The 26,794-nt window shown below is 60.3% G+C and carries 25 protein-coding genes; 17 read left to right on the plus strand and 8 right to left on the minus strand.

All coding sequences use genetic code 11. The features are described from left to right. Nucleotides 1–88 precede the first annotated feature (88 nt). A complete protein-coding gene (gene tcdA, locus N8H71_RS18965) occupies nt 89–907 on the plus strand; it encodes a tRNA cyclic N6-threonylcarbamoyladenosine(37) synthase TcdA (protein WP_262195163.1) in 819 nt (272 codons plus the stop codon). A gap of 100 nt (nt 908–1,007) precedes the next feature. Here the strand turns inward: tcdA and N8H71_RS18970 are convergent, their stop codons facing one another. The 4 genes from N8H71_RS18970 to N8H71_RS18985 all read right to left on the minus strand — a co-directional run bounded on the left by N8H71_RS18970 (nt 1,008) and on the right by N8H71_RS18985 (nt 4,173). Beyond that, nucleotides 1,008–1,412 carry a SufE family protein gene (locus N8H71_RS18970; protein WP_262195164.1) on the minus strand — a complete coding sequence of 135 codons (405 nt, stop codon included), beginning with the start codon at nt 1,410–1,412 and terminating at the stop codon, nt 1,008–1,010. Further along, nucleotides 1,409–2,614 (minus strand): aminotransferase class V-fold PLP-dependent enzyme, encoded by a 1,206-nt coding sequence (locus N8H71_RS18975; protein ID WP_085605207.1) that lies wholly within the window; start codon nt 2,612–2,614, stop codon nt 1,409–1,411. The genes N8H71_RS18970 and N8H71_RS18975 overlap by 4 nt, the downstream gene beginning before the upstream one ends. Nucleotides 2,615–2,744: 130 nt before the next feature. Then, a complete protein-coding gene (dapD, locus tag N8H71_RS18980) occupies nt 2,745–3,779 on the minus strand; it encodes a 2,3,4,5-tetrahydropyridine-2,6-dicarboxylate N-succinyltransferase (RefSeq protein WP_007954762.1) in 1,035 nt (344 codons plus the stop codon). A 31-nt stretch (nt 3,780–3,810) separates the two neighbouring features. After that, nucleotides 3,811–4,173, minus strand: coding sequence for an ArsC family reductase (locus N8H71_RS18985; RefSeq protein WP_003222107.1), 363 nt, complete (start codon nt 4,171–4,173; stop codon nt 3,811–3,813). Between the two features lie 182 nt (nt 4,174–4,355). Between N8H71_RS18985 and N8H71_RS18990 the strand changes: the two genes are divergently transcribed. Beyond that, nucleotides 4,356–5,987 (plus strand): Na+/H+ antiporter, encoded by a 1,632-nt coding sequence (locus tag N8H71_RS18990; RefSeq protein WP_262195166.1) that lies wholly within the window; start codon nt 4,356–4,358, stop codon nt 5,985–5,987. An 8-nt stretch (nt 5,988–5,995) separates the two neighbouring features. Here the strand turns inward: N8H71_RS18990 and N8H71_RS18995 are convergent, their stop codons facing one another. The 4 genes from N8H71_RS18995 to map form a co-directional block, all read right to left on the minus strand. After that, on the minus strand, nt 5,996–6,724 hold the full coding sequence (locus N8H71_RS18995) for a M12 family metallopeptidase (RefSeq protein WP_262195167.1): 729 nt from the start codon (nt 6,722–6,724) through the stop codon (nt 5,996–5,998). Between the two features lie 167 nt (nt 6,725–6,891). Beyond that, nucleotides 6,892–8,091 (minus strand): succinyldiaminopimelate transaminase, encoded by a 1,200-nt coding sequence (gene dapC, locus N8H71_RS19000; protein WP_262195169.1) that lies wholly within the window; start codon nt 8,089–8,091, stop codon nt 6,892–6,894. 121 nt (nt 8,092–8,212) lie between these two features. Then, entirely contained in the window at nt 8,213–10,915 is a 2,703-nt protein-coding gene (locus N8H71_RS19010; protein WP_262195170.1) for a [protein-PII] uridylyltransferase, read from the minus strand. 40 nt (nt 10,916–10,955) lie between these two features. Next, nucleotides 10,956–11,738, minus strand: a complete 783-nt coding sequence (gene map, locus N8H71_RS19015) for a type I methionyl aminopeptidase (RefSeq protein ID WP_039769663.1) — start codon at nt 11,736–11,738, stop codon at nt 10,956–10,958. A gap of 374 nt (nt 11,739–12,112) precedes the next feature. Here map and rpsB point away from each other — a divergent pair, with 374 nt between their 5' ends. The 15 genes from rpsB to rnhB all read left to right on the plus strand — a co-directional run bounded on the left by rpsB (nt 12,113) and on the right by rnhB (nt 26,745). Continuing rightward, the gene (gene rpsB, locus N8H71_RS19020; RefSeq protein ID WP_008052780.1) at nt 12,113–12,850 is read left to right on the plus strand and encodes a 30S ribosomal protein S2; all 738 of its coding nucleotides are present in this window, start codon (nt 12,113–12,115) and stop codon (nt 12,848–12,850) included. Between the two features lie 190 nt (nt 12,851–13,040). Continuing rightward, entirely contained in the window at nt 13,041–13,904 is an 864-nt protein-coding gene (gene tsf / locus N8H71_RS19025; RefSeq protein ID WP_085712838.1) for a translation elongation factor Ts, read from the plus strand. 210 nt (nt 13,905–14,114) lie between these two features. After that, nucleotides 14,115–14,858 (plus strand): UMP kinase, encoded by a 744-nt coding sequence (gene pyrH / locus N8H71_RS19030; protein WP_003222124.1) that lies wholly within the window; start codon nt 14,115–14,117, stop codon nt 14,856–14,858. Then, nucleotides 14,855–15,412 carry a ribosome recycling factor gene (frr, locus tag N8H71_RS19035; RefSeq protein ID WP_007954771.1) on the plus strand — a complete coding sequence of 186 codons (558 nt, stop codon included), beginning with the start codon at nt 14,855–14,857 and terminating at the stop codon, nt 15,410–15,412. The genes pyrH and frr overlap by 4 nt, the downstream gene beginning before the upstream one ends. A gap of 14 nt (nt 15,413–15,426) precedes the next feature. Further along, the gene (gene uppS, locus N8H71_RS19040; RefSeq protein WP_262195171.1) at nt 15,427–16,182 is read left to right on the plus strand and encodes a polyprenyl diphosphate synthase; all 756 of its coding nucleotides are present in this window, start codon (nt 15,427–15,429) and stop codon (nt 16,180–16,182) included. Next, nucleotides 16,182–16,988 carry a phosphatidate cytidylyltransferase gene (locus N8H71_RS19045; protein WP_262195172.1) on the plus strand — a complete coding sequence of 269 codons (807 nt, stop codon included), beginning with the start codon at nt 16,182–16,184 and terminating at the stop codon, nt 16,986–16,988. Before uppS ends, N8H71_RS19045 begins: the two co-directional genes overlap by 1 nt. Continuing rightward, entirely contained in the window at nt 16,985–18,175 is a 1,191-nt protein-coding gene (gene ispC / locus N8H71_RS19050; protein WP_262195173.1) for a 1-deoxy-D-xylulose-5-phosphate reductoisomerase, read from the plus strand. The genes N8H71_RS19045 and ispC overlap by 4 nt, the downstream gene beginning before the upstream one ends. A 53-nt stretch (nt 18,176–18,228) precedes the next feature. Continuing rightward, nucleotides 18,229–19,581, plus strand: coding sequence for a sigma E protease regulator RseP (gene rseP / locus N8H71_RS19055; RefSeq protein WP_262195174.1), 1,353 nt, complete (start codon nt 18,229–18,231; stop codon nt 19,579–19,581). 74 nt (nt 19,582–19,655) lie between these two features. Then, on the plus strand, nt 19,656–22,046 hold the full coding sequence (bamA, locus tag N8H71_RS19060) for an outer membrane protein assembly factor BamA (protein ID WP_115076720.1): 2,391 nt from the start codon (nt 19,656–19,658) through the stop codon (nt 22,044–22,046). A gap of 45 nt (nt 22,047–22,091) precedes the next feature. Continuing rightward, nucleotides 22,092–22,595 carry an OmpH family outer membrane protein gene (locus tag N8H71_RS19065; protein ID WP_003222140.1) on the plus strand — a complete coding sequence of 168 codons (504 nt, stop codon included), beginning with the start codon at nt 22,092–22,094 and terminating at the stop codon, nt 22,593–22,595. Between the two features lie 3 nt (nt 22,596–22,598). Then, complete coding sequence (gene lpxD, locus N8H71_RS19070) at nt 22,599–23,654, plus strand: UDP-3-O-(3-hydroxymyristoyl)glucosamine N-acyltransferase (protein ID WP_262195175.1); 1,056 nt, start codon at nt 22,599–22,601, stop codon at nt 23,652–23,654. Between the two features lie 106 nt (nt 23,655–23,760). Continuing rightward, nucleotides 23,761–24,201 (plus strand): 3-hydroxyacyl-ACP dehydratase FabZ, encoded by a 441-nt coding sequence (fabZ, locus tag N8H71_RS19075; protein WP_003222142.1) that lies wholly within the window; start codon nt 23,761–23,763, stop codon nt 24,199–24,201. Then, nucleotides 24,198–24,974, plus strand: coding sequence for an acyl-ACP--UDP-N-acetylglucosamine O-acyltransferase (gene lpxA / locus N8H71_RS19080; protein WP_007954792.1), 777 nt, complete (start codon nt 24,198–24,200; stop codon nt 24,972–24,974). The genes fabZ and lpxA overlap by 4 nt, the downstream gene beginning before the upstream one ends. Before the next feature lie 2 nt (nt 24,975–24,976). Continuing rightward, nucleotides 24,977–26,107, plus strand: a complete 1,131-nt coding sequence (lpxB, locus tag N8H71_RS19085; RefSeq protein WP_262195176.1) for a lipid-A-disaccharide synthase — start codon at nt 24,977–24,979, stop codon at nt 26,105–26,107. A gap of 11 nt (nt 26,108–26,118) precedes the next feature. Further along, nucleotides 26,119–26,745: a ribonuclease HII gene (gene rnhB, locus N8H71_RS19090; RefSeq protein ID WP_262195255.1), complete on the plus strand. Its 627-nt coding sequence runs from the start codon at nt 26,119–26,121 to the stop codon at nt 26,743–26,745. Nucleotides 26,746–26,794: the final 49 nt, after the last annotated feature.

A 26,794-nucleotide genomic window follows, 5' to 3' on the forward strand; every position in this document is an offset into this window, starting at 1 on the left:
TTAATTAAAGCAGGCGCGTTCACCGTTCATAGCGCAAAGATGCTCTTGGCCGCCGACGGCCCTATAATGCGCGCCGGTTTTCAGGGTAATGGTCATGAGTACAGAAGATCCGCGGTTTGCAGGCATCGCCCGTTTGTATGGCATCGAGGGCCTCGAGCGCCTGCGTGCAGCCCACGTGGCGATAGTCGGCGTTGGCGGCGTCGGTTCCTGGGCGGCGGAAGCCATGGCCCGTTGCGGAGTGGGCGAGATTTCGCTGTTCGACCTCGACGACGTCTGCGTCAGCAACGCCAACCGCCAGTTGCACGCGCTGGACTGCACCGTCGGCAAGCCCAAGGTCGAGGTGATGGCCGAGCGTCTGCGGGGGATCAACCCGGACTGCAAGGTGCACGCCGTGGCGGACTTCGTCACCCGCGACACCATGGCCGAATACATCACGCCGAACATCGACTGTGTGATCGACTGCATCGATGCCGTTAACGCCAAGGCTGCGCTGATCGCCTGGTGCAAACGCCGCAAGATCCAGATCATCACCACCGGCGGCGCCGGCGGGCAGATCGATCCGACGCTGATTCAGGTCTGCGACCTCAACCGTACTTTCAATGATCCACTGGCCTCAAAAGTGCGCTCCACGCTGCGTCGCGATTACGGTTTCTCGCGCACCGTGACCCGTCACTACAGCGTGCCTTGCGTGTTCTCCACCGAGCAGCTGCGTTATCCGAAACCGGACGGCAGTATCTGCCTGCAGAAGAGTTTTGTCGGTGACGGCGTGAAGCTGGACTGCGCCGGCGGGTTTGGCGCGGTGATGATGGTAACGGCGACATTCGGCATGGTCGCGGCGACCAAGGCCGTGGACAAGATTGTGGCGGGTGTTCGACGCCCGGCGGATCGGGTCAAGCCTCAGGCCTGATCGGGGCGGCGGATGACCCCATCGCGAGCAGGTTCGCTCCCACATTGAATCTGTGGTGTACACAAACTCCCTGTGGGAGCGAGCCTGCTCGCGATGGCGGTTAACCCGCCAACTCATTCATCCGCTTGAGCACGGCATTCAAGCCATTGCTGCGCGACGGCGACAACTGCCGCGACAGTCCCAGCTGATTGAACCAGTCCGGCAGATCCAGCTGCTGCAACTCGCCGGCGGTCAAACCGTTGACCCGCAACAGCAGCAACGCCACCAACCCGCGAATCATCCGCGCATCGCTGCTCGCCGCGAACTGCCAGTGGCCGTCGCGCAACTCGCCAACCAGCCACACCTGACTTTCACAGCCGTGCACCCGATTGGCCTCGCACTTGTCTGCATCACTCAACGGCGGCTGGCGATCACCAAACTGCATCAACAGCCGCGCCCGCTGTTCCCAACCAGCAGCGTTCTGAAACGTTTGCAGTGCCTCGGCGGCCTCGACCGGCAGGCTCATCGCAACAACTCCAGCGCCTGATCCAACGCTTCAAAGAAGCGCTCCAGATCCTCGGAATCGTTGTACAGCGCCAGCGACACGCGAATCGCCCCGGCCAGTTCAAAGCGCTTGAGCAGCGGCATCGCGCAATGATGCCCGGCACGCACGGCGATGCCCTGTTCGGTCAGCAAATGCGCCAGATCGGCGTTATGCACGCCTTCGACGACAAAACTGGCCAGCGCCAGTTGCGGTTTGCCAAGCAGACGAATGCCGTTGCGGGCGGCGAGGCCGCGCAACAGGTAATCGTGCAGCGCCGCTTCGTGGGCAGACACCGCGTCCTGATCCAGACCTGCGAGGTAGTCGAGAGTCGCACCGAGGCCGATCACGCTGGCAATCGGCGGCGTTCCCGCCTCGAATCCCAGTGGCGCGGGGCGGAAACGCGCGTCGTGATAATTGGCTTCCAGCACCATCTCGCCACCGAACTGCCACGGGCGCAGTTGTTCAAGCGCCGCGTTGCGCCCGAACAGCACGCCAAGGCCGTCGGGGCCGTACAGCTTGTGGCTGGAAAACACGTAAAAGTCGCAACCGAGCGCCTGCACGTCATGCCGGCCATGGACCACGCCTTGAGCGCCATCGACAACAGTCAGGGCGTTGTGCGCCTTGGCCATCGCCAGCAGTGCCGGCAGCGGTTGCCACGCGCCAAGCACGTTGGACAACTGACTGACCGCCAGCAAGCGGGTGCGCGGGCCGATCAGGTGAACGGCAGCGGCGAGGTCGATCACGCCGTCATCGTCCAGCGGCAGGATCACCAGCTTCAGGTCGCGACGTTGCGCCAGTTGCTGCCAAGGCAGCAGGTTGGCGTGATGCTCCAGAGCGCTGATGACAATTTCATCGCCCGGATGGAAAAGATGTTCCAGGCCGTAAGCCAGGAGATTCAGCGCACTGGTGGCGCCGTGGGTGAAGATGATCTGCCCGCTGTCACCGGCATTCAGCCACTGGGCGACCTTCAGGCGACTGTCCTCGAACGCCTGCGTGGCGTGGGCGCCGGGCAAGTGCTGCGCGCGGTGCACGTTGGCCGCGCCGTTGGCGTAGTAATGCGCCAGCGCGTCAAGCAGGGCCTGGGGCTTTTGCGTGGTGGCGGCGTTGTCCAGGTAAGTCTGGTCTTGCCGTTGCAGGGCGGCGATGGCCGGGAAATCGGCGCGCCAGGGGGAGGGAATCATCATCTGTTCAGCCCTGTGAACTTGGGCGGGTGTACACAAAACACTGTGGGAGCGAGCTTGCTCGCGAAGGCGTCCTTGAGGACGCCAAAAAGCTTCGCGAGCAAGCTCGCTCCCACAGGTTATCAATGTCTGCTTAGTTGTGAGCGTGCAGCGCTTCGTTCAGTTCGATCGCCGATTTGTGGGTCTTGCATTCCACAGCGCCGGTTTCCGAATTGCGACGGAACAGCAGGTCGGTCTGACCGGCCAGTTCACGGGCCTTGACCACTTTGACCAGGTTGTTGTGCTCGTCCAGCAGCGCCACCTTGGTGCCGGCGGTCACGTACAGGCCCGACTCGACAGTGTTGCGGTCGCCCAACGGGATACCGATACCGGCGTTGGCGCCGATCAGGCAGCCTTCGCCGACCTTGATCACGATATTGCCGCCACCCGACAGGGTGCCCATGGTCGAGCAACCGCCGCCCAGGTCCGAACCCTTGCCGACGAATACGCCAGCGGAGACGCGGCCTTCGATCATGCCCGGGCCTTCGGTGCCGGCGTTGAAGTTGATGAAACCTTCGTGCATCACGGTGGTGCCTTCGCCCACGTAGGCGCCCAGACGCAGACGTGCGGCGTCAGCGATACGCACGCCGGCCGGTACCACGTAGTCGGTCATTTTCGGGAACTTGTCCACCGAGAACACTTCCAGCAGCTCGCCGCGCAGACGGGCTTCGAGTTGCAGCTCGGCCAGTTCGCTCAGGTCGATCGCGCCCTGGCTGGTCCAGGCCACGTTTGGCAGCAGCGGGAAGATCCCGGCCAGGCTTACGCCGTGCGGCTTGACCAGACGATGGGACAGCAGGTGCAGCTTCAGGTACGCCTCAGGGGTCGAGGTCAGCTGAGCGTCTTCGGCCAGCAGGGTGGCGACCAGCGGCTTGTGGCTTTCGGCCAGACGGGTCAGCAGCTTGCCCTGGACGGCGTCGATGCCTTTCACGGCTTCAGCCAGTTGTGCGGCCTGTGCGGTGGTGAAGGTGATGGCCTGGTTGCCTTCGGTGTAGCCGAGGATCGGCGCAACAGCGGCGACCAGTTCGGCCGAAGGATTGAGTAACGGCTGGGCGTAGAACACTTCCAGCCACGCGCCTTGACGGTTCTGGGTGCCGACGCCGAAGGCGATACTGAACAGGGAGTTGGACATGTGAATACCTCTGCAAAAAGTGACGGGCTGCTTACTTGAGCGCGGCCGCGTAGATATCTGGCTTGAAGCCAATCAGGGTTCGGTCACCGAGATCGAGCACCGGGCGCTTGATCATCGAGGGTTGAGCGAGCATCAGTTCGATGGCTTTCGACTGGTCGAGATCGGCTTTGCGTTCGTCGTCGAGTTTGCGAAAGGTCGTGCCTGCGCGGTTCAACACCGTTTGCCAGCCGTGTTCGTCACACCATTGGGTCAGGTGTTCACGGTCAATGCCGGCGGTCTTGTAATCGTGGAAGTCGTAGCTGACAGCGTGTTCATCGAGCCAGGTGCGCGCCTTTTTCATGGTGTCGCAGGCTTTGATGCCGAAAAGGTGCAACGTTTTGCTTGAAACGGTCAAGGAATCGCCCCCTTTACAGGTGCTGGAAAAAAATGGTGTCGGATTATGCCATGACCAGACGGTTTCGCGGCGCCGAGGTTGCTTTTGCTGTGGGCGCCTGCGACATAGGTGCAACGGTCATCCCCAGCCTAAGCGGCTAATATGGCAGTTCAACGCTGTCGATTGTCCGGGATTTTCGCTTTATGCAAACTGCTTATACCGTCCTGATCCTGCTGATGCTGGTCAGTGTCTCGCGCCTGGTGGGACGGGTGATTCCGCTGCCGCTGCCACTGGTGCAGATCGCCGCCGGTGCCTTGCTGGCCTGGCCGACCCTCGGCCTGCACGTGGCCCTTGATCCCGAACTGTTCCTGTTTCTGTTCCTGCCGCCGCTGCTGTTTTCCGATGGCTGGCGCATGCCCAAGCGTGAATTGTGGCGTCTGCGCGGGCCGGTGCTGACGCTCGCAGTGGGGTTGGTGCTGTTTACTGTGGTCGGCGCCGGTTACTTCATTCACTGGCTGCTGCCGACGATTCCGTTGCCGGTGGCGTTTGCGCTGGCGGCGGTGCTGTCGCCGACCGACGCCGTGGCGGTCTCGGCCATTTCGCAGAACCGCTTGCCCACGCCGCTGATGCACATGCTGCAGGGCGAGGCGCTGATGAACGATGCCTCGGGTCTGGTGACGTTCAAGTTCGCGCTGGTCGCGGCGGTGACCGGTGCGTTCTCCCTGGCCAATGCCAGCCTGACCTTCGTGCTGGTCGCGGTCGGCGGGCTGGCTGTCGGTGTGGCGCTGAGCTGGCTGGTCGGAAGGTTGCGCGCCTGGATGATCGCCCGCGGCTGGGACGATCCGGCGACGCACGTGGTGTTCATGTTGCTGCTGCCATTCGCCGCTTACGTGCTGGCCGAACGGCTTGGCGCCTCGGGCATTCTCTCGGCAGTGGCGGCGGGGATGATGCAGAGCTGGCTCGACCTGCTTCCGCGCCAGACCAGCACCCGGCTGCTCAACCGTAGCGTCTGGTCGTTACTGGAGTTCGCCTTCAACGGTCTGATCTTCCTGCTGCTCGGTCTGCAACTTCCGGACATCATTAAAGCGGTGGTCAGCCACGAAACTTCGTTGTGGCCGACCCTGTTCTATCGCTGCCTCGACGTGGTGGCGATCTTCCTGGCGCTGGTGCTGTTGCGTTTTATCTGGGTGCAGAGCATCTGGCGTCTGTCGGTGCTGTTGCGCCGTCTGCGCGGCAAGGGTGATCTGACGCAAGTGCCGACCGCCCGGTCCTGCTGGCTGCTGACCGTCGGTGGTGTGCGCGGGGCGGTGACCCTGGCGGGCGTGATGTCGGTGCCGATGCTGATGGCGGGAGAGGCGTTTCCCGAGCGCGACCTGATGATCTTCATTGCCGCCGGGGTGATCCTGTTGTCGCTGGTGGCGGCCTGTATTGCGCTGCCGTTGCTGTTGCGCGGCATCGAAAAGAGCCCGGACGACAAACGTCGTCAGGAAGTGCGCGACGCTTGGCGCAAGACCGCGGAAGCAGCGATTCATGCGCTGGAAACCGAAGAGGTCAACCCGCAGGACGCCGCGCAAGCCGCGTTGGCGGCGGAGCTCAAGGCGCGGATCATGTCCGAGTACCGCCACCAACTGGAGGTGTTCAACGATTCGGCCGAAGCCCAGGCGCTGGCGTTCCAGATGGATCTGCTGGAGCGCCGTCTGCGACTCAAAGCGTTGCGTGCACAACGCCTTGAGTTGTACAGCCTCAGTCGTCAGCACCAGGTCGGCGATGACGTATTGCGAGAGGTACTGGGCGAACTCGACTTGAGTGAGGCCAACCTGGGACAGGTCAAATAGACAAAGCGTTAACCGGGGTAGAGCAATCTCATCAGGCGTTTGTCCTTCTTGCTGATCGTGCGGTTGATCGGCACCTCCCAGTTGCCCACCGTCAAGGTGTTGGCCACGGGGTGGTGCATGATCGACTTGCGGTCGTAGGAGGTGTAGATCGCGTCCAGCGTGTCGAAGGAGACGAACAGGTTTCTGTCGACCTGCGCCTCGGTCAGCGGGTTCATCTCGCGATTTTTGTAGAACTCATACACCTTCGGTTTATCCCACGGAATCTTTGCCTGTGGGTGCTGATGTTCATGCATCGCGCCCAGCGCATGCCCGAACTCGTGCATCACGATCACTTTAAAGTCCTGGTGATCCGGCTTTACGCCCAGGTTCATGGTCGGATAGTCCGGATGAATCAGCAGCGCATCAGTGCCGAGCATCGAACTGTTGTCGTTGTTTTTAGTGGCGATGCGGATGTCGCCCGGCAGGTCATCGACGAATTCGAACTTGAGGTTGATGTATGGCAGCCACTGGCTGGCAGCGTCGATGATCCTGGCTTTGTGTTCGGCGTTGGGGGCATCCAGGAAGGCGATTTTCAATGTGCGACCGTTGGCCCACAGTTTTGAGTAGTTGACGACGGAGCGCTTGCGGCGCGTGCCGGTCGCGGTGCCGGCATTGGCCGGGTTTTCGTTGATGGCGGCTATATAGGCCGCCTGATCGTCGGGCCATTGATTGAGTTGGCAATCGAGCAGTTCTGTCATTTTTCACTTCTTCCATGAAGTCAAAGGTCGGTTTCTGGTGCTGCGCAACGAACGGCGCCGCTCAAGACTAACGTCTGGCGGGCAGAGGAGTGGGGTAGAAAAGGAGGGGAACTGTTACGTGATATTTGATCGCCCGTGCCGGATTGCCCGGCACGGGCGTTCAGGCGTTACTTGTGGCGCAGGACGAAATCGCGGATGCGCTCGGCAGCCTCGACGCATTCAGCCAGCGGTGCAACCAGTGCCATCCGTACGCGTCCGGCACCCGGATTGACGCCATCGACGTCACGGGACAGGTACGAACCCGGCACCACGGTCACGTGCTCTTCGGCAAACAGATCCCGGCAGAACGCGGCATCGTCACCTTGCACATTCGGCCACAGATAAAAGCTGCCATCCGGACGCTGCACATCCATCACCGGGCTGAGGATCGCCAGCACGGCGTCGAACTTCTCGCGATACAGCGCACGGTTGGCGCGTACATGCACTTCGTCATTCCATGCGGCGACGCTGGCCAGTTGAGTCTGAACCGGCATCGCGCAACCGTGGTAGGTGCGGTACAGCAGGAACCCCTTGAGGATGTCGGCATCGCCGGCAACGAAACCGGAGCGCAGGCCCGGCAGGTTCGAGCGCTTGGACAGGCTGTGGAACACCACGCAACGCTTGAAGTCCTTGCGGCCCAGTTCGGCGCAGGCGCTGAGCAGGCCCGGCGGCGGGGTCTGTTCGTCGAAGTAGAGCTCGCTGTAGCACTCGTCGGCGGCGATCACGAAGTCGTATTCGTCGGCCAGGGCGATCAGCTTTTTCAGCACGTCGACCGGAATCAGCGCACCGGTCGGGTTGCCTGGCGAGCACAGGAACAGGATCTGGCAGCGTTTCCAGATGTCCGGCGATACGGCGTCGAAATCCGGGTTGAAGCCGTTCTCGTCCAGGCACGGCAGGTAATGCGGCTTGGCGCCGGCGAGGAATGCTGCGCCTTCGTAGATCTGATAGAACGGGTTGGGGCTGACCACCAGCGCGTCGTCGCCACGGTTGACCACGGTCTGGGTGAAGGCGAACAGCGCTTCACGGGTGCCGTTGACCGGCAGCACGTTGCGCGCCGGGTCGATCCAGCCGCTCGGCACGTTGAAGCGACGCTCGCACCAGGCAGCGATGGCTTCGCGCAGGGCCGGAATGCCGAGGGTGGTCGGGTACACCGCCATCTGATCCAGGTTGTTCGCCAGCGCCTCGGCGACAAAGCTTGGCGAGCGGTGCTTCGGTTCGCCGATGGACAGCGCGATCGGGCGCTTGTCCGGGTTTGGCGTCACGCTGCCGAGCAAGGCGCGGAGCTTTTCGAACGGGTAGGGCTGAAGCTGGGACAGAGCGTTGTTCATGAGGGCCTCGTTCAATGTGGGAGCGAGCTTGCTCGCGAATGCGGTGTGTCAGTCGACGATGATGTTGAATGTGACATCGCATTCGCGAGCAGGCTCGCTCCCACAGGGGGAAATGGTTGATTCAGATACTGATGCGCGACAGTTTGATATCGTGTTCCTGATTGACGCTCAGCTGTTCGACGATGGCATCCTGCAAACGGCTGCACAGCAGCGGGTCGGACAGCGGTTGATTGTGGGCGTCGGTGATGAAGAACACGTCTTCCACCCGCTCGCCCAGGGTGGCGATCTTGGCGTTCTGCAGCGACAGATCGAACTCTAGGAATATCCCGCCGACCCGTGCCAGCAGGCCCGGACGATCAGGTGCCGTGAGTTCAAGCACTGTTACCGGGCGCTGGGCATCGTTGTGGATTGTCACCTGCGGGGCGAACGCAAAATGCTTGAGTTGGCGCGGCACCCGACGCTGGATGATCGTCGGGTAGTCGTCCGGGTTGCGCAGGGCTTCGGTCAGGCCTTCGCGAATCTGCTTGACCCGGACCGGATTGTCGCCGATCGAGTCACCATCGGTATCGAGCACAATGTAGGTGTCGAGGGTGAACTGGCTGCTGGACGTGATGACCCGGGCGTCGTGAATGTTCAGGTTGAGCTGGTCCATCGCGGCCACGGTCACGGCGAAGAAATCGTGCTGGTCCGGTGCATAGATGAAGATCTGCGTGCCGCCCTCGAACTCGCGCTGGGTGGTTTCCTTGATCAGCACCAGCGGACCGCCGTCCGCCGGTTGCTGAAGGATCGCGTCGGTGTGCCAGGCCACGTCGCCGGCGGTGTGGCGCAGGAAGTAGTCGTCGCCCAGTTGCGCCCACAATTGCTCGACGTCATCCGGATCGGTGCCGCCGCGTACCAGGATATCCAGCGCTGCGCTCTGGGTCTGGCGGATCTGCTCTTCGCGATCCACCGGGTTTTCCAGGCCTCGGCGCAGGGCGCGTTTGGTCTCGGTGTAGAGCTGGCGCAACAGGCTGGCACGCCACGAGTTCCACAGGGTCGGGTTGGTTGCGTTGATGTCGGCCACGGTCAGCACGTACAGGTAGTCGAGGCGGGTTTCATCACCAACCGCCAGTGCGAAGTCATGGATGACCTGCGGGTCGGACAAGTCTTTGCGCTGGGCGGTGGTCGACATCACCAGGTGGTTCTGCACCAGCCAGACGATCAGGCGGCTGTCCCACACCGGCAGTTGATGACGCTGGCAGAAAGCCTCTGCATCGACCGCGCCGATTTCCGAGTGATCGCCATGCCGGCCCTTGCCGATGTCGTGGTACAGGCCGGCCATATAAATGAGTTCAGGCTTTGGCAGTTTCGCCATGAGCTTGGCGGCCAGCGGGAATTTCTCTGACACCTGGGTGTACTGCAACTTGCGCAGGTGCTTGATCAGGTTCAGCGTGTGCGCATCGACCGTATAGATGTGGAACAGGTCGTGCTGCATCTGCCCGACGATGAAGCCGAACTCCGGCAGATAGCGCCCGAGAATGCCGTAACGGTTCATCCGCCGCAGGTTGCGGTGGATGCCGATCTTGCACTTGAACAGCTCGATGAACAGGCTGGTGTTGCGGATGTCGTTGCGGAAGTTGTCGTCGATCAGGTGACGGTTTTCCCGCAGCAGACGAATGGTGTCGGCGCGCACGCCTTTGATTTCCGGCTGTTGGGCCATCAGCACGAAGATCTCGAGCATGGCGAACGGCGTGCGGCGGAACACGTTGTCGTTGCGTGCCTCGATGTAGCCGTCGTGCAGCTGGAAGCGCGCGTTGATCGGCTGCGGCGGCGCTTCGTCTTCCGGTGCGAGGATGACTTCCTCGAAGTGCTGGATGATCAGGTCGCTGAGCTGGGCAATGCTCATCACCACCCGGAAATATTGCTGCATGAAGTTTTCGACGGCCTGTTTGGCGTCGTCGCCTTCAAAGCCCAGCAGCCCGGCAATGGTGCGCTGGTGATCGAACAGCAGGCGATCCTCGGAGCGGCCGGCGAGCATGTGCAGGGCGTAACGCACCTTCCAGAGGAATTCCTGGGAGGACGCCAGCAAGGCGTTTTCACTCTCGACCAGAAACCCTTCCCCGGCCAGGGCGCGCAGGTTCAGGGTGCCGTACTGACGACGGGCCACCCACAGAATCGTCTGAATATCCCGTAGTCCGCCGGGCGAGCCTTTGACGTTGGGTTCCAGGTTGTATTCAGTGTCGTTGTACTTGTGGTGGCGAGCCTTCTGCTCGGCGCGCTTGGCCAGGAAGAAATCCTTGCTCGGCCACATGTGCGCAGTGCTGGTGACGTCGAGCATGCGCTGGCGCAGGCGCTCGGGGCCGCAGATGGTGCGGCTTTCCATCAGGTTGGTGACCACCGTCAGGTCGGCACGGGCCTCTTCGGCGCATTCGTCGACGGAGCGAACGCTCTGACCGACTTCCAGGCCGATGTCCCACAGCAGCGTCAGAAAACGCTCGATGGAGTCGCGGAAAATTTCGTGGTCAGCACTGTCCAGCAGGATCAGCAGGTCGATGTCGGAATAGGGGTGCAGTTCGCCGCGACCGTAGCCGCCGACCGCGACCAGCGCGATGTCGGCGCCTTCACTCCAGTCGAACTGGTCCCAGGCCTTTTGCAGGATGTTGTCGACGAACCACGCCCGGTCTTCGATCAGTCGCCGGATGTCGCGACCGGCCCGAAAACGTGCATCGAGCACTTCGCGGGCCTGGCGGATCGCCTTCTTGAATGCCGCGATGGGACTCGATTTCAGGGCCAGTTCAGCCTGGAACTGACCGCGGTCGAAGAGTTCGGGATCCACCTGCGGCATCGATTGGCTTTCCTTCTATAGGCTGGGAGCGGTGTCTGGATCAGGCCGAGATGCGCGGGATGGTGTCGTCGCTGCGCAGAGTGAAGATCTCGTAGCCGGTGTCGGTGACAAGCAAAGTGTGTTCCCACTGTGCCGACAGCTTGCGGTCCTTGGTGATCGCCGTCCAGCCGTCGCCGAGTACTTTGGTGTCGGCCTTGCCCTGGTTGATCATCGGCTCGATGGTAAAGGTCATGCCAGCCTTCAGTTCCATGCCGGTACCGGCGCGGCCGTAGTGCAGGATCTGCGGCTCTTCGTGGAACACCTTGCCGATGCCGTGACCGCAGAATTCACGCACCACCGAAAAGCCGTTCTTTTCCGCGTGCTTCTGGATGATCTCGCCGATGTCGCCGAGGCGGCAGCCGGGTTTGACGATCTCGATCGCCTTGTACATGCATTCCTGGGTGACCTGCGACAGGCGCTCGGCCCAGACCGGCACGGTGCCGACGTGGAACATGCGGCTGGTGTCGCCGTGGTAGCCGTCCTTGATCACGGTGACGTCGATGTTCAGGGTGTCGCCGTTTTTCAGCGGCTTGTCGTTCGGGATGCCGTGGCAGACCACGTGGTTGATCGAGGTGCAGATCGACTTCGGGTAGCCCTTGTAGTTGAGCGGGGCAGGGATGGCCTGCTGCACGTTGACGATATAGTCGTGGCAGATCTGGTTCAGCTCATCGGTGGTCACGCCCGGCTTGACGTGTTCGGCAATCATTTCCAGCACATCGGCGGCCAGTTTGCCGGCGACACGCATGCCAGCGATGTCCTCGGGGGTTTTGAGGGTGACGGTCATACAGGCTCTCTCTGCGCTCGGCGGCGCTTGCTGATACGAACAGGGGCGCGGCTGTTGATTTGGCGGCCCCGAAAAACGCGATTCTAACAGACCAAAGGCGCAAATCCGCGCCTGCGTGCATCGCTTCTCTCTATACAATGTGGTGCATTGCCCCGATTCCAAGGGGCTGGCGCGCATGTCCCTGACGCGATTGCAGATTCCGGGTTCCGTTTGCGTCGTCCCTGTGGTATAAAATGCGCCGCTTTCCGGGGATAGCCCCGAGAGCATTAACCCACACACGTGTCGACACGATGGCCTGGGTGCCTTTGATCCTCGGATCAATGGTTGGTCATTGGGATACGTGGAGGCCCAACCCGACTTATCAAGGAACTATCATGTCCCAAGTCAACATGCGCGATATGCTGAAGGCCGGTGTGCACTTCGGTCACCAAACCCGTTACTGGAATCCGAAAATGGGTAAGTACATTTTCGGCGCGCGTAACAAGATTCACATCATCAACCTTGAAAAAACCCTGCCAATGTTCAACGAAGCTCTGACTTTCGTAGAGCGTCTGGCCCAGGGCAAAAACAAGATTCTGTTCGTCGGCACCAAGCGTTCCGCTGGCAAGATCGTTGCTGAAGAAGCAGCACGTTGCGGTTCGCCGTACGTCGATCACCGCTGGTTGGGCGGCATGCTGACCAACTTCAAGACCATTCGTGCTTCCATCAAGCGTCTGCGTGACCTTGAAGTACAAGCCGAAGACGGTACTTTCGCCAAGCTGACCAAGAAAGAAGCGCTGATGCGCACTCGCGATCTTGAGAAGCTGGATCGCTCCCTGGGCGGCATCAAGGACATGGGCGGTCTGCCAGACGCACTGTTCGTGATCGACGTTGACCACGAGCGCATCGCGATCACCGAAGCCAACAAGCTGGGCATCCCGGTCATCGGCGTTGTCGATACCAACAGCAGCCCGGAAGGCGTTGACTACATCATCCCAGGCAACGATGACGCAATCCGCGCTATCCAGCTGTACATGGGTTCGATGGCTGACGCAGTAATCCGCGGTCGCAACAACGTTGCTGGCGGTACTGTAGAATTCGCAGCTGAAGAAACTCAGGCTGCAGCTGAGTAATTGACGCCCTGGCGTTGACTCAGTAAGCAAAAAGGGGGCTTGGCCCCCTTTTTGCCACCTCGAAAACCATTTGTCGGCAGCGCAGCTACAGCATCTGTAACGTGCAGCGGCTACAAAGTGGTTCGGGAAGAATTGAACGCCCGTTCGATCGGGTGGAATGGTTGAAAACCTATCCAAGAGGAATTTGAAAATGGCAGCAATTACTGCAGCGTTGGTCAAAGAACTGCGCGAGCGTACCGGCGAAGGCATGATGGATTGCAAGAAAGCCCTGGAAAAGGCTGGCGGCGACATCGAAAAAGCCATTGATGACATGCGTGCTTCGGGCGCCATCAAGGCTGCCAAGAAAGCTGGCAACGTTGCCGCTGAAGGCGCTATCGCTGTCAAGGCTGACGGTAAATCCGCCGTTCTGCTGGAAGTGAACTCGCAGACCGACTTCCTGGCCCTGCAGGACGACTTCAAGAACTTCGTCAGCGAAAGCCTCGAAGAAGCCTTCGCTCAGAAGCTGACCGACGCGGCTCCGCTGATCGCTTCGCGTGAAGCTGCTCGTGAAGCCCTGGTTGCCAAGTGTGGCGAAAACGTCAACATCCGTCGTCTGGCGCGTGTTGAGGGTGACGTTGTAGGCGCTTACCTGCACGGCAACAAGATTGGTGCAGTGGTTGTTCTGAAAGGCGGCGACGTCGACTTGGCCAAGAACATCGCCATGCACGTTGCAGCTTCGAACCCTGAGTTCCTGGACGCGTCGGAAATCTCCGCCGAGGCCATCGAGCGCGAGAAGAACGTATTCCTGCAGCTGAACGCCGACAAGATCGCCGGCAAGCCGGAAAACATCGTTGAGAACATGATCAACGGTCGTATCACCAAGTTCAAAGCCGAAGCCTCGCTGAAAGAGCAAGCCTTCGTCATGAACCCTGAAGTCAAGGTTGGCGAGCTGGCCAAGAAAGCCGGTGCCGAAATCGTTTCCTTCACCTACTTCAAAGTCGGCGAAGGCATCGAGAAGCCAGTTGATGACTTCGCTGCCGAAGTTGCCGCTCAAGTGGCTGCCGCCAAGCAGTAAGACGGTTTTTCAACTGTCGCCCGAAAGAGGCTGCCCGCTCACGCGCGCAGCCTCTTTTCAGATAGGGTTACCAATTTTTATTGGTTTCCACTTGGAACTGACTTACAAAGCCATGTTCCGATGGCGCTGAAGCAGCGCCAAGCTAGAGTGAACGCCAGCTGTAAACAGCTCGCAAAGAATTTTTAAAATACGCCGCAGGAGAGATTCGCAATGGCTCAGCAGGGCAGTGGTTATCAGGCTCGCTATAAACGCATTCTACTCAAGCTTAGCGGCGAGGCCCTGATGGGCTCGGAAGAGTTCGGGATCGATCCGAAGGTGCTGGATCGCATGGCGCTGGAAGTCGGCCAACTGGTCGGTATCGGTGTTCAGGTCGGTCTGGTGATCGGTGGTGGCAACCTGTTCCGCGGTGAAGCGCTGAGCAAGGCTGGCATGGATCGGGTCACCGGCGACCACATGGGCATGCTGGCCACTGTGATGAACGCCCTGGCCATGCGCGACGCGCTGGAACGTGCCAATATCTCGGCCATCGTGATGTCGGCCATTTCCATGGTGGGTGTGACTGATCACTATGATCGTCGCAAAGCCATGCGCCACCTGAACTCCAAGGATGTGGTGATCTTCGCGGCCGGTACCGGCAATCCGTTCTTTACCACGGATTCGGCAGCCTGCCTGCGCGCCATTGAAATCGACGCTGATGTCGTGCTCAAGGCGACCAAGGTCGATGGCGTCTACACCGCTGACCCGTTCAAAGACCCGCATGCCGAGAAGTTCGATCATCTGACATACGATGAAGTACTGGATCGCAAGCTGGGTGTAATGGATCTGACGGCTATCTGCCTGTGCCGCGATCACAAGATGCCGCTGCGCGTATTTAACATGAACAAGCCCGGTGCCCTGCTGAACATTGTGCACGGCGGCGCAGAAGGGACTTTGATCGAGGAAGGCCAACAATGATCAACGAAATCAAGAAAGACGCCCAAGCGCGTATGCAGAAATCCCTGGAGTCTCTGAACCACGCGTTCGGCCAGATTCGCACCGGCAAGGCTCACCCGAGCATCCTCGGCAGTGTCATGGTGCCTTACTACGGCACTGACACCCCGCTGAGCGGCGTTGCCAACGTCACCGTGAAAGACTCGCGCACCCTGCAGGTCGTGGCGTTCGAGCGCAACATGCTCGCTGCCGTCGACAAGGCAATCCAAAGCGCTGGTCTGAACCTCAACCCGACCAACCTGGGTGAGTTGCTGTTGATCCCTATGCCGGCCCTCACCGAGGAAACGCGTAAAGGCTTCACCAAGCAGGCGCGTAGCGCTGCTGAAGACGCGCGTGTTGCCGTGCGCAATATTCGTCGTGATGCCTTGGGCGAGCTCAAGAAACTGGTCAAGGACAAGGAAATCAGCGAAGACGAAGAGCGTCGTGCCATCGCTGATATCGATAAGCTGACCAAAGAATCCGAGGCCCAGATCACCAAGGCCACGGACGAGAAAGAAAAAGACCTGATGGCCGTATAAGGGTCGAGTTTTTAATGGACAAGACCAAGCAGACTGCGCCGTCCGCGGTGCCGCGCCATGTCGCGATCATCATGGATGGCAACAATCGCTGGGCAAAAAAACGCTTTATGCCGGGTGTCGCCGGGCATAAAGCGGGCGTGGATGCTGTGCGGGCTGTTATTGAGGTGTGCGCTGAGGCCAAGGTCGAGGTGCTCACCCTGTTCGCCTTTTCCAGCGAGAACTGGCAGCGCCCGGCCGATGAGGTCAGTGCCTTGATGGACCTGTTCTTCAAGGCGTTGCGTCGTGAAGCCAAGCGCCTCAATGACAACAATATCAGTCTGCGGATCATCGGCGACCGCACACGATTCCATCCTGAGCTTCAGGCTGCGATGCGTGAAGCCGAGGCGATGACTGCCGGTTCCAACCGCTTTATCCTGCAGATTGCAGCCAATTACGGCGGTCAGTGGGATATTGCGCAAGCTGCGCAGCGTCTGGCACGTGAGGTTCAGGCCGGTCATCTGCGGCCGGAAGACATTACGCCGGATCTGCTGCAGACCTGTCTGGTCACCGGTGATCTGCCGTTGCCCGACTTGTGCATTCGTACCGGTGGCGAGCACCGCATCAGCAACTTCCTTTTGTGGCAACTGGCGTACGCCGAGTTGTACTTCTCCGACCTGTTCTGGCCGGACTTCAAACACGAAGCCATGCGCAATGCGCTGGCCGATTTCGCTTCGCGCCAGCGTCGTTTCGGTAAAACGAGCGAGCAGGTCGAAGCTGGAGCCCGGGTTTAATGCTAAAACAACGCATCATCACTGCACTGATTCTGCTGCCGATCGCCTTGGGCGGTTTTTTCCTGCTCGAAGGTTCCGGTTTTGCCTTGTTCATTGGGCTGGTCGTGAGTCTGGGTGCCTGGGAGTGGGCGCGTCTGGCCGGCTTCACTGCGCAGGCATTTCGTGTCGGCTATGCGGCGCTGGTCGCGCTGATGCTGTTCGTCATGTACATCCTGCCGGGGCTGGCGCCGTGGGTGCTGGGCGCTTCGGTGATCTGGTGGGCATTGGCGACGTGGCTGGTGCTGACGTACCCGCGCTCCAGCGAGCGCTGGTCCAGTGCCGCCAGCAAACTGGTGATCGGTTTGCTGATTCTGTTGCCCGCCTGGCAAGGGCTGGTGCAGATCAAGCAATACCCGCTCGGCAACTGGCTGATCATGGCCGTGATGGTGCTGGTCTGGGGCGCTGACATCGGGGCGTATTTCTCCGGCCGCGCGTTCGGCAAGCGCAAGCTGGCGCCGCAAGTCAGTCCCGGCAAAAGCTGGGAAGGCGTGTATGGTGGTCTGGCATTGAGCCTGGTCATCACCACCCTGGTCGCGCTGTTCCGTGACTGGACGGTGGCACAACTGTTCAAGGGGTTGATCGGTGCTGCGGTGATTGTCTTCATCTCGGTGGTGGGCGATCTGACCGAAAGCATGTTCAAGCGCCAGTCCGGTATCAAGGACAGCAGTAATCTGTTGCCTGGCCATGGCGGTGTGCTGGATCGCATCGATAGCCTGACGGCGGCGATCCCGGTCTTTGCAGTGCTGTTGTGGATGGCTGCATCGTGAGTCGCCCGCAGCAGGTTACCGTTCTGGGCGCGACCGGTTCGATCGGTTTGAGCACGCTCGATGTCATCGCCCGGCATCCTGAGCGTTATCAGGCTTTCGCTTTGAGCGGTTTTACCCGTCTGAGCGAACTGTTTGCCCTGTGTGTTCGCCATCTCCCGAAATATGCAGTAGTGCCGGAAGCCGGCGCTGCTCGCAACCTGCAGGACGATTTGCGTGCGGCAGGCCTGTCGACACAGGTGCTGGTCGGGGAGGAAGGCTTGTGTCAGGTCGCTGCTGCGCCCGAGGTGGATGCCGTCATGGCTGCCATCGTCGGCGCTGCCGGCCTGCGTCCGACCCTCGCGGCTGTCGAGGCGGGCAAGAAGATTCTTCTGGCCAACAAGGAGGCGCTGGTCATGTCCGGCGCCTTGTTCATGCAGGCTGTTCGCAAGAGCGGTTCGGTTCTGCTGCCGATCGACAGTGAGCACAACGCGATTTTCCAGTGCATGCCCCGGGATTTTGCCCGTGGTCTGGGTGCTGTCGGTGTCCGTCGGATTTTGCTGACAGCCTCTGGCGGCCCTTTCCGGCAGACGCCGATGGCCGAACTGGCGCATGTTTCACCCGATCAGGCGTGTGCGCACCCGAACTGGTCCATGGGGCGCAAGATCTCGGTGGATTCGGCCAGCATGATGAACAAGGGGCTCGAGTTGATCGAGGCCTGCTGGTTGTTCGATGCCAAGCCTTCGCAAGTCGAAGTGGTGATTCATCCACAAAGCGTGATTCATTCGCTGGTCGATTATGTGGACGGTTCGGTGCTGGCGCAGTTGGGCAATCCCGACATGCGCACGCCGATTGCCAACGCCCTGGCCTGGCCTGAGCGAATTGATTCGGGCGTGGCGCCGCTGGATCTGTTCGCTGTTGCACGACTGGATTTCGAAGCCCCCGACGAAGAGCGCTTCCCGTGCCTGCGTCTGGCGCGCCAGGCTGCCGAGGCGGGAAACAGCGCCCCGGCCATGCTCAATGCGGCGAATGAAGTGGCGGTTGCCGCGTTTCTCGACGGACGGGTTCGCTACCTGGAAATCGCGAGTATCATCGAGGAAGTCTTGAATCTCGAACCTGTGGTGGCGTTGAACGATCTCGATGCGGTATTCACCGCTGACGCGACTGCCCGGACATTGGCCGGACAGTGGTTGAATCGTCACGGCCGATAGGTCTTGCAACACATGGCTTCACGCGGCACTGGACAGGATTGCGGAGAAAGTAGATGAGCGCGCTCTATATGATTGCCGGCACCCTGATCGCTCTGGGTGTGTTGGTCACCTTTCACGAATTCGGCCATTTCTGGGTCGCGCGTCGCTGTGGCGTCAAGGTTCTGCGTTTCTCCGTGGGCTTCGGCATGCCGCTGCTGCGCTGGCATGACAAGCAGGGTACCGAGTTCGTGGTCGCGGCCATTCCGCTGGGTGGTTACGTCAAGATGCTCGATGAGCGCGAAGGCGAAGTACCGGCCGATCAGCTTCATCAGTCATTCAATCGCAAGTCTGTTCGTCAGCGTATCGCCATTGTAGCGGCCGGCCCTGTGGCCAACTTTCTGCTCGCGCTGGTGTTCTTCTGGGTGCTGGCCATGCTCGGCAGCGAGCAGATTCGCCCGGTCATCGGTTCGGTGGAGTCCGGCAGCATCGCCGCAACGGCTGGGCTGAGCGCCGGCCAGGAGATCGTCGCGATCGATGGCGAGCCGACCTCGGGCTGGGCTGCGGTCAACCTGCAACTGGTGCGACGTCTCGGGGAAAGCGGTTCCTTGCAGGTACTGGTGCGCGAGCAGGGTTCTACGGCTGATACGCCTCGTGAACTGGCACTCGATAAATGGCTCAAGGGGGCTGACGAGCCGGATCCGATTCGCTCCCTTGGCATTCGCCCTTGGCGCCCGGCATTGCCGCCGGTGCTGGCCGAACTCGATCCGAAAGGTCCGGCCCAGGCAGCCGGGCTGAAAACCGGTGATCGTCTGCTGGCGCTGGATGGCAAGGCGCTGGATGACTGGCAGCAGGTGGTCGACACCGTTCGTACGCGTCCTGATACCAAAATCGTGCTGCGCGTCGAGCGCGACGGTGTTCAAATCGACGTCCCTGTGACGCTGGCCGCACGTGGCGAGAAGAAGTCACCAAGCGGTTACCTGGGGGCGGGTGTGAAGGCTGTCGACTGGCCGCCGGAAATGATCCGCGAGGTCAGTTACGGGCCTTTGGCGGCAATTGGTGAGGGTGCCCGTCGCACCTGGACCATGAGCGTCCTGACGCTGGATTCACTGAAGAAAATGCTCTTCGGCGAGCTCTCGGTAAAAAACTTGAGTGGACCGATAACCATTGCTAAAGTGGCGGGCGCTTCTGCCCAGTCGGGCGTCGCTGATTTCCTGAATTTCCTTGCTTATCTGAGTATTAGCCTGGGGGTTCTGAATTTGCTGCCCATTCCTGTACTGGATGGGGGGCATTTGTTGTTTTATCTGATCGAGTGGGCGCGTGGTCGTCCCTTGTCGGATCGGGTGCAAGGTTGGGGGATACAGATCGGTATCAGCTTGGTGGTCGGAGTGATGTTGCTTGCTCTGGTCAACGATCTGGGTCGTCTGTAACGCTTCGCTGAATTGCGAATCTGCCGCATTTTGCGGCAGTTTGTTTATTGCCAGTTGGAATAAGAAAGGACTTCATGAAACGTCTGCTGCTAACTGCGGTTCTCACCGTATTGATGATCGCCGAAGTTCACGCCGAGTCCTTCACTATCTCTGATATTCGCGTCAACGGCCTCCAGCGGGTCTCCGCGGGTAGCGTCTTTGGTGCCTTGCCGTTGAACGTCGGCGAGCAGGCGGATGATCGTCGCCTGGTGGAATCCACTCGTGCGTTGTTCAAAACCGGTTTCTTTCAAGATATCCAGCTGGGCCGCGAAGGCAACGTTCTGGTGATCACTGTCGTCGAGCGTCCCTCGGTCGCCAGCATCGAGATCGAAGGCAACAAGGCGATCTCCACCGAAGACCTGATGAAAGGCCTCAAGCAATCCGGTCTGGCCGAAGGCGAGATCTTCCAGCGCGCGACCCTCGAGGGCGTGCGTAACGAGCTGCAACGTCAATACGTTGCTCAAGGTCGTTACTCGGCTACCGTCGATACCGAAGTGGTCTCGCAGCCGCGCAACCGTGTCGGCCTGAAAGTGAAGATCAACGAAGGCACCGTCGCTGCCATTCAGCACATCAACGTGGTAGGCAACACGGTTTTCCCCGAGGAAGACCTGACCGACCTGTTCGAACTGAAAACCACCAACTGGCTGTCGTTCTTCAAGAACGACGACAAGTACGCCCGTGAAAAGCTGTCCGGTGACCTGGAGCGTCTGCGTTCCTACTATCTGGACCGCGGCTATATCAACATGGATATCGCTTCGACCCAGGTGTCCATCACCCCGGACAAGAAGCACGTCTACATCACCGTCAACGTCAACGAAGGCGAGAAGTACACCGTTCGTGACGTCAAGCTCAGCGGTGACCTGAAAGTCCCTGAAGATCAGGTCAAGTCGCTGTTGCTGGTGCAGAAAGGCCAGGTGTTCTCGCGCAAGCTGATGACCACCACTTCCGAACTGATCACCCGTCGTCTGGGTAACGAGGGTTACACCTTCGCCAACGTCAACGGCGTGCCACAACCGCACGACGAAGATCACACCGTCGATATCCTGTTTGCTGTCGATCCGGGCAAGCGTGCCTACGTCAACCGCATCAACTTCCGTGGCAACACCAAGTCCGAGGACGAAGTGCTGCGTCGTGAGATGCGTCAGATGGAAGGTGGCTGGGCTTCGACTTACCTGATCGACCAGTCCAAGACCCGTCTGGAACGTCTGGGTTTCTTTAAAGAAGTCAACGTCGAGACCCCGGCCGTGCCAGGCGTCGACGACCAGGTTGATGTGAACTACAGCGTTGAAGAGCAGGCTTCCGGTTCGATCACCGCCAGCGTCGGTTTCGCCCAGAGCGCCGGTCTGATCCTCGGTGGTTCGATCACCCAGAACAACTTCCTCGGTACTGGTAACCGTGTGAGCGTCGGCCTGACCCGCAGCGAATACCAGAGCCGCTACAACTTCGGCTACGTTGACCCCTACTGGACCGCCGATGGTGTGAGCCTGGGTTACAACGCGTTCTACCGCACCACCGACTACAAAGACCTTGACGTCGACGTAGCGAGCTATGCGGTAGACAGCCTGGGCGCCGGCGTGAACGTGGGCTACCCGATCAGCGAGACTTCGCGTCTGACCTTCGGTCTGTCCGCTCAGCAGGACAAGATCAAGACCGGTCAGTACACCGTTGACGAGATTTTCGACTTCGTTAAGCGTGAAGGCGACAACTACCTGAACTTCAAGGCTTCGGCCGGCTGGTCCGAGTCGACCCTGAACAAAGGTGTTCTGCCAACCCGTGGTCGTTCCCAGAGCCTGACCCTGGAAACCACCATTCCAGGCAGCGACCTGTCGTTCTTCAAGCTCGATTACCGTGGCCAGCTGTTCCAGCCGCTGAGCGAGAACTACACCATGCGCCTGCACACCGAGCTGGGCTATGGCGACGGTTACGGTTCGACCGATGGCTTGCCGTTCTATGAAAACTACTATGCTGGTGGTTTCAACTCGGTTCGCGGCTTTAAAGACAGCACACTGGGTCCTCGCAGCACCCCAAGCCGTGGCCAGGCTGTAACCGGTAACGCCGGTACGCTTGCCGACCCGGATCAGGATCCGCTGCCGTTCGGTGGCAACGTGTTGATCCAGGGTGGTGTCGAGGTGTTGTTCCCGCTGCCATTCGTCAAGGATCAGCGTTCCCTGCGTACTTCGGTATTCTGGGACGTGGGTAACGTATTTGACTCCAAGTGCGAGAAGACTACCAACGCGACTGTCGGTTCGACTTCTGCCACTCAGTGCAACGACATCAGTCTGAGCAACATGGCCAGCTCCGTCGGTGTCGGCGTGACCTGGGTCACCGCACTGGGCCCGCTGAGTTTTGCACTGGCGATGCCGATCAAGAAACCGGATGACGCTGAAACTCAAGTGTTCCAATTCTCCCTCGGCCAGACGTTCTAAGCGTCTGACCCAAGACAACGACAATGGATTTTGTAGGAGTGCATCGTGCGTAAGTTGACTCAATTGGTTCTCCTGGCCTCCGTACTGGTGGCAGGCCCGGCATTTGCCGACATGAAAATCGCCGTTCTGAACTATCAGATGGCTCTGCTGGAATCCGACGCGGCCAAGAAATACGCCGTGGATGCCGAGAAGAAATTCGGTCCGCAACTGACCAAGCTCAAGACGCTGGAAAGCAGCGCGAAGGGCATTCAGGACCGTCTGATGGCCGGTGGCGACAAAATGCAGCAAGGCGAGCGCGAGCGTCTGGAGCTTGAGTTCAAGCAAAAGGCTCGTGACTTCCAGTTCCAGTCCAAGGAGCTGAACGAAGCCAAGGCTGTTGCCGACCGCGAAATGCTCAAGCAACTGAAGCCGAAACTGGATAGCGCAGTGGAAGAAGTCATCAAGAAAGGTGGTTTTGACCTGGTGTTCGAGCGTGGCGCAGTCATCGATGTCAAACCTCAGTACGACATCACGCGCCAGGTTATCGAGCGCATGAATCAGCTGAAGTAACCCATGACCGTGACTATCAAGCTCGGCCAGTTGGCCGAGTTCCTCGGCGCCACCCTGAGTGGCGACCCCGAGAAGCAAATCACTGGGCTAGCCACCTTGCAGGAGGCTGGCCCAGCTCAGTTGAGCTTTCTGGCAAACCCCCAATACCGTAAATACCTGGCAGGCTCGCAAGCCGCAGCCCTGTTGCTCAAGGCTGCCGACGCCGAGGGTTATGCCGGTGATGCGCTGGTGGTGCCGGATCCTTATCTGGCTTACGCACGCATTTCACATCTGTTCGATCCGAAACCCAAGGCTGCTGCCGGCGTTCATCCAACGGCCGTGATCGCCGAGGATGCCGTAGTCGATCCGAGCGCCGGTGTCGGTCCCTTCGTGGTGATTGAAGCTGGTGCTCGAATCGGTGCAGGCGTGACGCTCGGCGCGCATTGCGTCGTCGGTGCGCGCAGTGAAATCGGTGAGGGCGGCTGGCTGGCACCGCGGGTCACGCTGTATCACGATGTGCGGATCGGCAAGCGGGTGGTGATCCAGTCCGGTGCCGTGCTCGGCGGTGAAGGCTTCGGCTTTGCCAACGAGAAGGGCATCTGGCAGAAAATCGCCCAGATCGGTGGCGTGACCATCGGCGACGATGTGGAGATCGGCGTGAATACCGCCATCGACCGCGGTGCGTTGGCCGATACCGTGATCGGCAACGGTGTGAAGCTCGACAACCAGATTCAGATCGCCCACAACGTACAGGTCGGTGATCACACCGCCATGGCAGCATGCGTGGGGATTTCGGGCAGCACCAAAATCGGTAAGCACTGCATGCTCGCCGGGGGTGTTGGCCTGGTAGGGCACATCGATATTTGCGACAACGTATTCCTGACCGGGATGACCATGGTGACCCACTCGATTACCGAGCCGGGTGCCTATTCTTCCGGCACAGCCATGCAACCTGCGGCCGAATGGCGCAAAAGCGCGGCCCGTATTCGTCAGCTCGATGACATCGCGCGGCGTTTGAAACAGCTGGAAAAGCGGTCCGGGGAAGTGACCCCCGACGGTAATGCTTCATCTGAAGGCTGATACCATTTCCATATCAAGTGTGCACAGCCTCTGGACTGCCTCCTTGATTTGCTAGAGGAGTGCGCGTCAGTCGCGCTCCCAATCTTTACATAGGCTTCCCCCCGAAATGATGGACATCAACGAGATTCGCGAATACCTGCCTCACCGTTACCCGTTCCTGCTGGTGGACCGGGTAGTGGAGCTGGATACTGAAGGCAAGCGCATTCGCGCCTACAAGAATGTCAGCATCAACGAACCGTTCTTCAATGGTCACTTCCCTGCGCATCCGATCATGCCGGGCGTGCTGATCATCGAAGCCATGGCTCAGGCTGCCGGGATCCTCGGTTTCAAGATGCTTGACGTGAAACCGGCCGACGGCACGCTTTACTACTTCGTCGGTTCCGACAAGCTGCGCTTCCGCCAGCCAGTGCTGCCGGGTGATCAGTTGATCCTTGAAGCCAAGTTCATCAGCTGCAAGCGTCAGATCTGGAAGTTCGAATGCCAGGCTTCGGTCGATGGCAAACCGGTTTGCTCGGCTGAAATCATCTGTGCGGAACGCAAGCTATGAGTTTGATTGACCCTCGCGCAATCATCGATCCGTCGGCCGTCCTGGCTGATGGCGTCGAGGTCGGCCCGTGGTCGATCATCGGTGCAGGTGTGGAAATCGGCGAGGGAACGGTCATCGGGCCACACGTGATCCTCAAAGGTCCGACCCGTATCGGCAAGCACAACCGCATCTACCAGTTTTCCTCGGTAGGCGAAGACACGCCGGACCTGAAATACAAGGGCGAAGAAACTCGCCTGGTGATCGGTGACCACAACGTCATCCGCGAAGGCGTGACGATTCACCGTGGCACCGTTCAGGATCGTTCCGAAACGACCCTGGGTGATCACAACCTGATCATGGCCTATGCCCACATCGGGCATGACAGCGTCATCGGCAACCACTGCATCCTGGTCAACAACACTGCGTTGGCCGGCCATGTGCACGTTGATGACTGGGCGATCCTGTCCGGTTTCACCCTGGTGCATCAGTATTGCCACATTGGCGCCCACAGCTTTTCCGGCATGGGCACGGCGATCGGCAAGGACGTTCCGGCGTTCGTCACCGTATTCGGCAACCCGGCCGAAGCGCGCAGCATGAACTTCGAGGGCATGCGTCGTCGCGGTTTCAGCGAAGACGCCATTCATGCCCTGCGCCGTGCGTACAAAACGGTGTATCGCCAGGGCCTGACCGTCGAACAGGCGCTGGCCGAACTGGCCGAGCCGTCTGCACAGTTCCCGGAAGTCGCGATGTTCCGTGACTCCATCCAGTCGTCGACCCGAGGCATCACCCGCTGACCATGGCCAATCTGCGTATTGCGCTGGTGGCGGGGGAGGCTTCCGGTGACATTCTGGGCGCCGGTCTGATGCGCGCCCTCAAGGCACAGCATCCTGCGGTGGAGTTCATTGGTGTCGGCGGCCCGCTGATGCAGGCCGAGGGCCTGACCTCCTATTTTCCGATGGAGCGTCTGTCGGTAATGGGGCTGGTGGAAGTCCTGGGGCGATTGCGTGAATTGCTCAAGCGCCGCAAGGACCTGATCGCCACCCTGATTGCCGAAAAGCCGGATGTGTTCATCGGCATCGATGCGCCGGATTTCAACCTCAATATCGAACTCAAGCTGCGTCAGGCCGGGATCAAGACCGTGCATTACGTCAGCCCGTCGGTGTGGGCGTGGCGGCAGAAGCGGGTGCTGAAGATCCGCGAAGGCTGTGACCTGATGCTCACGCTGCTGCCGTTCGAAGCCAGATTCTACGAAGAGAAGGGCGTGCCGGTGCGGTTCGTCGGCCACACGCTGGCCGACACCATTCCACTGGAGGCCGACCGCTCTGCTGCGCGTGACGAACTCGGTCTGCCGGATGGTCCGCTGGTGGCTTTGATGCCCGGCAGTCGGGGTGGTGAAGTCAGTCGTCTGGGTGCGCTGTTCCTTGATACCGCCCAACGCCTGCGGGCCATGCGCCCGGGCGTGCGTTTCGTCATACCGTGCGCCAACCCCGAGCGCCGGGCCCAGCTCGAAGAGCTGCTGGCCGGCCGCGACCTGCCGGTGACCCTGCTCGATGGCAAATCCCATCTGGCCCTGGCCGCGTGCAACGCGGTCCTGATTGCGTCGGGGACGGCGACCCTGGAAGCGCTGCTGTACAAGCGCCCGATGGTCGTGGCTTATCGCCTTGCGCCGCTGACGTTCTGGATTCTCAAGCGCATGGTCAAGAGCCCGTATGTGTCCCTGCCGAACCTGCTGGCCCAGCGATTGCTGGTCCCGGAGTTGTTGCAGGATGATGCGACGGTCGAGGCGCTTGCCCAGACCTTGTCGCCGTTGATCGACGGTGGCGAAGAGCAGACCCGCGGCTTCGACGAGATCCATCGCACTCTGCGTCTGGACGCTTCCAATCAGGCGGCTGATGCCGTTCTGAACCTGATCGGGCAAACACGATGAGCAAGACAAGCATGCAGATGGGCCTGGATTTCACCCTGGTTGCCGAAGTCGAAGAGCTGGTGGCCGGCGTCGATGAAGTCGGTCGCGGCCCATTGTGCGGCGCGGTCGTTACCGCAGCGGTGATTCTCGATCCGAACCGGCCGATCCTCGGTCTCAACGACTCGAAGAAACTCACCGAAGCCAAGCGCGAAAAACTCTACGACGAAATCTGCGAGAAGGCACTGAGCTGGTGCATCGCCCGCGCCGAAGTCGAAGAAATCGACGAACTGAACATCCTTCACGCCACCATGCTGGCGATGCAGCGTGCCGTCGCTGGTCTGCACATCCAGCCGAAACTGGCGATGATCGACGGCAACCGCTGCCCGAAACTGCCGATGCGTTCCGAAGCGGTGGTCAAGGGCGACAGCAAGGTTCCAGCGATTGCAGCAGCCTCGATTCTGGCCAAGGTCAGCCGCGACCGCGAGATGGCGGCCTTCGAATTGATCTACCCGGGTTACGGCATCGGTGGCCACAAAGGCTACCCGACGCCCGTTCATCTGGAAGCGCTGGTGCGCCTCGGGCCGACGCCGATTCACCGGCGTTCTTTTGCCCCGGTGCGGCAGGCTTATGAAGCGCTGGAAGGTCTCGCGCCGGTTTAGCGGCGAGGCTGATGTTTTGTTCGGGGCCCGGTACAATCCGGGCCTTGTT

The sequence above is a fragment of the Pseudomonas koreensis genome (assembly GCF_025447595.1).
Lineage (GTDB): Bacteria > Pseudomonadota > Gammaproteobacteria > Pseudomonadales > Pseudomonadaceae > Aquipseudomonas > Aquipseudomonas koreensis_H.

Excerpts from the sequence above, each read along its gene's own strand:
- tcdA (WP_262195163.1), top strand. The coding sequence starts at position 89 with ATGGTCATGAGTACAGAAGATCCGCGGTTTGCAGGCATCGCCCGTTTG.
- N8H71_RS18970 (WP_262195164.1), bottom strand. The coding sequence starts at position 1,412 with ATGAGCCTGCCGGTCGAGGCCGCCGAGGCACTGCAAACGTTTCAGAAC.
- N8H71_RS18975 (WP_085605207.1), bottom strand. The coding sequence starts at position 2,614 with ATGATGATTCCCTCCCCCTGGCGCGCCGATTTCCCGGCCATCGCCGCC.
- dapD (WP_007954762.1), bottom strand. The coding sequence starts at position 3,779 with ATGTCCAACTCCCTGTTCAGTATCGCCTTCGGCGTCGGCACCCAGAAC.
- N8H71_RS18990 (WP_262195166.1), top strand. The coding sequence starts at position 4,356 with ATGCAAACTGCTTATACCGTCCTGATCCTGCTGATGCTGGTCAGTGTC.
- N8H71_RS18995 (WP_262195167.1), bottom strand. The coding sequence starts at position 6,724 with ATGACAGAACTGCTCGATTGCCAACTCAATCAATGGCCCGACGATCAG.
- dapC (WP_262195169.1), bottom strand. The coding sequence starts at position 8,091 with ATGAACAACGCTCTGTCCCAGCTTCAGCCCTACCCGTTCGAAAAGCTC.
- N8H71_RS19010 (WP_262195170.1), bottom strand. The coding sequence starts at position 10,915 with ATGCCGCAGGTGGATCCCGAACTCTTCGACCGCGGTCAGTTCCAGGCT.
- map (WP_039769663.1), bottom strand. The coding sequence starts at position 11,738 with ATGACCGTCACCCTCAAAACCCCCGAGGACATCGCTGGCATGCGTGTC.
- rpsB (WP_008052780.1), top strand. The coding sequence starts at position 12,113 with ATGTCCCAAGTCAACATGCGCGATATGCTGAAGGCCGGTGTGCACTTC.
- tsf (WP_085712838.1), top strand. The coding sequence starts at position 13,041 with ATGGCAGCAATTACTGCAGCGTTGGTCAAAGAACTGCGCGAGCGTACC.
- pyrH (WP_003222124.1), top strand. The coding sequence starts at position 14,115 with ATGGCTCAGCAGGGCAGTGGTTATCAGGCTCGCTATAAACGCATTCTA.
- frr (WP_007954771.1), top strand. The coding sequence starts at position 14,855 with ATGATCAACGAAATCAAGAAAGACGCCCAAGCGCGTATGCAGAAATCC.
- uppS (WP_262195171.1), top strand. The coding sequence starts at position 15,427 with ATGGACAAGACCAAGCAGACTGCGCCGTCCGCGGTGCCGCGCCATGTC.
- N8H71_RS19045 (WP_262195172.1), top strand. The coding sequence starts at position 16,182 with ATGCTAAAACAACGCATCATCACTGCACTGATTCTGCTGCCGATCGCC.
- rseP (WP_262195174.1), top strand. The coding sequence starts at position 18,229 with ATGAGCGCGCTCTATATGATTGCCGGCACCCTGATCGCTCTGGGTGTG.
- bamA (WP_115076720.1), top strand. The coding sequence starts at position 19,656 with ATGAAACGTCTGCTGCTAACTGCGGTTCTCACCGTATTGATGATCGCC.
- lpxD (WP_262195175.1), top strand. The coding sequence starts at position 22,599 with ATGACCGTGACTATCAAGCTCGGCCAGTTGGCCGAGTTCCTCGGCGCC.
- fabZ (WP_003222142.1), top strand. The coding sequence starts at position 23,761 with ATGATGGACATCAACGAGATTCGCGAATACCTGCCTCACCGTTACCCG.
- lpxA (WP_007954792.1), top strand. The coding sequence starts at position 24,198 with ATGAGTTTGATTGACCCTCGCGCAATCATCGATCCGTCGGCCGTCCTG.
- lpxB (WP_262195176.1), top strand. The coding sequence starts at position 24,977 with ATGGCCAATCTGCGTATTGCGCTGGTGGCGGGGGAGGCTTCCGGTGAC.
- rnhB (WP_262195255.1), top strand. The coding sequence starts at position 26,119 with ATGCAGATGGGCCTGGATTTCACCCTGGTTGCCGAAGTCGAAGAGCTG.